4 protein-coding genes are annotated in these 3,062 nt (G+C 28.5%); 1 reads left to right on the top strand and 3 read right to left on the bottom strand.

Features of this window, described 5'->3' with window-relative positions; translation table 11 throughout:
- The 3 genes from PVA17_RS24550 to PVA17_RS24540 form a co-directional block, all read right to left on the bottom strand.
- Positions 1-291 (bottom strand): ATP-binding protein (locus PVA17_RS24550; RefSeq protein WP_274069308.1); only part of this gene is annotated, 291 nt, incomplete at its 3' end.
- The gene (locus tag PVA17_RS24545) at positions 281-778 is read right to left on the bottom strand and encodes an ABC-three component system middle component 2 (protein WP_274069307.1); all 498 of its coding nucleotides are present in this window, start codon (positions 776-778) and stop codon (positions 281-283) included. The genes PVA17_RS24550 and PVA17_RS24545, both read right to left, overlap by 11 nt.
- The gene (locus PVA17_RS24540; RefSeq protein WP_274069306.1) at positions 771-1,868 is read right to left on the bottom strand and encodes an ABC-three component system protein; all 1,098 of its coding nucleotides are present in this window, start codon (positions 1,866-1,868) and stop codon (positions 771-773) included. The genes PVA17_RS24545 and PVA17_RS24540 overlap by 8 nt, the downstream gene beginning before the upstream one ends.
- 866 nt (positions 1,869-2,734) lie before the next feature.
- Here PVA17_RS24540 and PVA17_RS24535 point away from each other — a divergent pair.
- On the top strand, positions 2,735-3,062 hold a 328-nt coding region (locus PVA17_RS24535; protein WP_274069305.1), incomplete at its 3' end, for a ParA family protein.

The raw sequence follows: 3,062 nt of genomic DNA, 5'->3' as shown, positions 1-3,062 counted from the left end.
GCTATAGATATTAATTTTGTTTGTACCTAATATTCTATTTAAGGTAATAATTTCATTTTTTGAGTAAGATTGTATTTCTAGATAGGCAATATTGAAATTTTTATTCTCTGGTATTTTTTTTGGTAAATCGTTTGAACCAAGTAAATATTTTATCAATTGATATATATAGGTTTTTCCAGTATCGGTTGGACCAGAAATAAAATTTAGACCTTTATAAAGTTTGATTTCTCTTGTTTCAGTAGAATTTGATAAGACAAGTCTATTTAAAATAAAACCGTATTTATTGTTCATAGGTACTCCTTACTAATGCTTCGTATTCAAATTCGCCACCCCAGATATGAATATTCTCATTTATAATCTTATTTAGCATAGGTGTACTAACATTTCCGTATTTAGAAAGAACCCATTCTACAACTAAAGTAAGTTTTGAGAAATAAGTACTTTTTAATAAATCCACAAATAATGATGTACTTCTATTAGCTGAATAAAATACTCCAGTATTATGATAGATAGTTGAAATAAGTCCTCTACTTATTAAAACATCTAAACCCTCTTGTACTAATTTTCTTCTAATTATTATTTCAGAGCTTCTATGGGGTAAAGGTGGGTGAATACTTTCTTGATTCTTATCAATATCATTCCTATGTAAAATAAAATAATCGAATATAACTAATCTATCTATATCAAAATTATTAGATTCAGCACGGTTAAGTAAAACTAGTATTCTTAAAGCTACTTCTAACGATGAATTAAATAAATTATCTGTTGTATTACTCATCTATATCCACCCAGTCAATTTTATTATCATTAGCTAAATGATGACAAATGCCGTGCTTATCATCATCTTCCACTAAACTAGTTAATGCATTACCTGTAAGTTGTAAACTTCTAGCAACTTTTGTAGTTTCTTTGATCCTAGTAAATGCGCTACTGTAATCAGATTCAACAGTATCAATAATTCCATAAAATACTGATGTTTTTAATTTTTCAAATGCTTCCATTCCTTCTGGTAAAGTATCTCGTTCAAATATTGCAAGTGACAGTGCTTTATGATAATGAATACGTTCTCTGGATAAATGCTTTTTATATTTGCTCTTTAAGTTATCGATATCAAATACTTCATTACTATCATGATTATATGCTTTTAATAATTTTTCTATATAGGTAACCTCTGAATTACTAATTATTGAAGGGATTTCTGGATCTACCCTAAATTTTGTAAATCCACCACCAAATCTTGTAATATAGTATGGTGTTTGACGGTGCTGTTCAATTAGCTCTAAAGGTTCTAAAAAACTTATAATACTAAAATCGAAGTCTTGTACATATTTTTTAAACTCACCTTCTAATATTACTTCTTCAGTATCTGTTATCTGTTTTCTACATTTATCATCCCATAATTTAATTAATTCCCCTTTTAATTTCTCAGGTTTTTTAATTAGATCTTTTAATTTACTGCCGAGGCCTCTGGAAGTAGCGAAAATGTATTTTTGTGGAATAGTGTAGTCGCCTCTATAAGTGTAATAACATAGTTTTCCAAATTCAACCCATACTACAGAAGGAGTTAAGGGATTTTCATAATGTTTACATTGATAACAATCCCAAAGGACTTCTTTATCATCTAAGGTTGCAATAATATCTCTACCCTTATCACCTGCGCCCCTATTTTTATATACCTTTTTGTAATTTACTTTTTCAGCTAAATAAGAGCTAGACCATTCCTCGATAAAGTCCTCAAATTCAGAATCGGAAAATAATTTAAGTAAGTCTAATGCAGGTATACGAACAGCCATACCATATAGAATTTGTTGATTTGTAATATCACTTACAATAGGTTTTGTGATTTGTTCTAATTTTTCTTTTAACATTTCAATTTCCTCATAAGGTATTTTAATAGTTATATTATACTATAAATTCTTTTGAAAATTGTTTGTAAATTATAATTTATTTAAAATTTGGAATTAAGTGCGTAGTAATAGGAGTTATAGAGAAGAACAATATAGATAGAAATACAGATGTTCATATTGCTTCTGTTTAAATTAATCGAACTAACCGATTTATCAATCACACCTAAAAAAAGGAAACAGATAGTTCTGGAATATCTTGGTCTACGGGATGGAATAATACTACAAGAAAAAAGCTGTCTTATTCTCATAATGGTATTATTTATAAAGCGGAATATGAGCAGGAAGAAGGAAGTTCATCAACTTTAACTGTTTCAGTAGAGAAAGAAAATAAATTTAAATAATTGATAAATGAAATCATTTGAAGAATAGAAAAAAAGTCCTTTTATCAAATTTTAGCTCACCTGTAAGCTGGAAAAAGACTCTGTCATCCACGCAAATGTATGAAAAATTTGTCACGTGTGATATTGCATAAAATAATGTTAATAGAGATACTTTCTACGTGCGAATAGTACGGGGCTAGTAAAGACCAAAAAGGGTAGCTGAAGGTTATACTACTTAGTAGCACTACTACTCCCGCACTCTTTAAAATTGATAGTTATCACTTCATAATATGTTGAGCTTGTTATTAGAATTATCAAATTTTAATCTCATCACATGTTTATTAAATGGTAGAGTGGAAAATAGTGTTATTAGGTCTAAAGAGAGAAAGAGACTCGCCTGAAAATAGGTATTATATGAAAATAAATATATTTTTAGGATATAATTTCTTAAGAAAATTTGTTACTCTTAGTTAAAAGTAGTATGATAATTGGAGGAGTTGTAAAATAATGACGAAGGTAATAAGTGTTATTAATTGGAAAGGTGGGGTAGGTAAAACTACATTCACACATAATCTAGCTACTGGATTACATCATCTGAAATTTGAAGATGATTATATTCCCAAAGTGCTACTAATTGATTTGGATGCACAGTGTAATTTATCTATCTCTTGCTTAAGTGATGATGAATTTGAAACTGAAGTTTACGACAACAGTAGATTAACTATCAAGGACTTACTTAAACATTATTTTGTTGAAGATAATCCAAGTATTAATATTGATGACTTTATTTTTTTTAATGCAGTAAGAGCCAGACAGGATAGATATAGTATAATAA

This window comes from Lysinibacillus sp. CNPSo 3705 (genome assembly GCF_028674935.1).
Lineage (GTDB): Bacteria > Bacillota > Bacilli > Bacillales_A > Planococcaceae > Lysinibacillus.
The sequence above is the reverse complement of the archived record's forward strand: the minus strand, read 5'-3'. Positions and strand labels throughout refer to the sequence as shown.